Annotated in this window: 2 protein-coding genes; both read left to right on the top strand. The window is 30.7% G+C overall.

Features of this window, described 5'->3' with window-relative positions:
* The first annotated feature begins 141 nt into the window (after nucleotides 1-141).
* On the top strand, nucleotides 142-483 hold the full coding sequence (locus G498_RS0110040) for a DUF3024 domain-containing protein (protein ID WP_026981029.1): 342 nt from the start codon (nucleotides 142-144) through the stop codon (nucleotides 481-483).
* Between the two features lie 191 nt (nucleotides 484-674).
* Complete coding sequence (locus G498_RS0110035; RefSeq protein WP_026981028.1) at nucleotides 675-1,250, top strand: hypothetical protein; 576 nt, start codon at nucleotides 675-677, stop codon at nucleotides 1,248-1,250.
* The last annotated feature ends 301 nt before the right edge of the window (nucleotides 1,251-1,551 follow it).

Genomic DNA, 1,551 nt, shown 5'->3' with positions numbered 1-1,551 from the left:
CACTTTAAATGAAAATCCTTCGGATTTTCATGCGCTGCATTTCATAACATATTTTTTCTTAAATTGCCGCAACGTCGGCCAAGCCTGAAACGTTAGATGCAAGCAGCTCGCGACGCAATAACTACTAAAGATAAATATCAAATGAAAAATAACATTGATCCCATAGAAATCGAGGAAATTGAAAATTATTTGAACTACATACGTCCTCCTGAAGAAATAAGAGATCAGTTTGACATTTCATATCGAATCGAAAAACAAAGTGTAATTATATTTGAAATTAGACCAAATTGGCAAGATCAAAATATAAAAATGGAAATTGATGTTGTCAAATCTACTTTCGTAAAAAAAGATAATAACTGGAAAGTTTATTGGAAAAGAGCTGATTTAAAATGGCATTTATATAAACCAAATCCAATCGTTCAAAACTTACTTGATTTTATAAGGTTAATAGAAAAAGATGAATATGGCTGTTTTTGGGGGTAATTCCGCCAGCATCTAACAGCAGTTTAAAAAAATTGCAAGGGCAGTGTTTAAAAGTAAAAGTCAGTGCTTGCATTTCTTTCTTTAGTTGGCGCATTTTCTTAACAACCTTTTCAATATATTTGTAGTCAACAGTAATAAATCTTTGCAACTTTTCTAAGCTGCAAAGCGTTATGTGACACCTTTGAAAAACGATGCGAAAAACACTTACCTTCATCCTTTCTTTTTTGATATTTTCAACTGTAAATGCGCAGGTAAAAAGACAATTTAGTAAAGTCAAAAATTCGGTGATTTCTCAAAAATTTCATGAAATTGTAATAGAAAATAAAAACTCTAAAAAAGTCAAAGATTGCTTAAACTATAATTGTACGACCGATACAAAACTTTCCTACTGTGATGATAAATCTGATGAAAATTACACCGAATTTGTAGAATTAGGCATAATAAAAAACTCGGAAATAATAGTCATCAATAAAATTACATACAACGAAGATTCTTATATTCTAATCAATCAGAAAGAATGCAAACAAATTGAATTAAAAGGTCTACCTCTTAAAATTGAAAATTCTAATAGATACTTGGTATATAATAATCCGTCAACGGATAATCCGTATTCTATACAAATTGTAGATATAGAAAATAGTATTGCAACAATTCTAGACGAAATAATATTACCGAAACACATAATTCCTAAAAGAGTTTTACGAATAGAAAAAACTGAGATCTATATTTTGGATAATAATAATTTTGTTTGGAAAGCGAAGATATAAATTAAGGCGTCACATAACAGCGGTTTTGTGAAAGCGGGGCTTTAGGATTTATCGGTAATGGTCAGTGCTTGCACTTCACTCCTATTTTTGAGCTTTTTTCTTTCAAACTTTTCGGTATATTTGTAAACATCAGTAATAAAAATCCCCGCCATCACAAAGCCGGCGGGACGTTGTGTGTAATGCTATCTCAACGAGACGAAACGAAGCGAAATCAATACCAATGTAATAAATGATCAAATCTCAACTTTTACTAGATATCCTAGATTTAATATTTGATGGATTGGAAAATGAAAAGAACTTA

The sequence above is a fragment of the Flavobacterium suncheonense GH29-5 = DSM 17707 genome, from assembly GCF_000430025.1.
GTDB lineage: Bacteria > Bacteroidota > Bacteroidia > Flavobacteriales > Flavobacteriaceae > Flavobacterium > Flavobacterium suncheonense.
The sequence above is the reverse complement of the archived record's forward strand: the minus strand, read 5'-3'. Positions and strand labels throughout refer to the sequence as shown.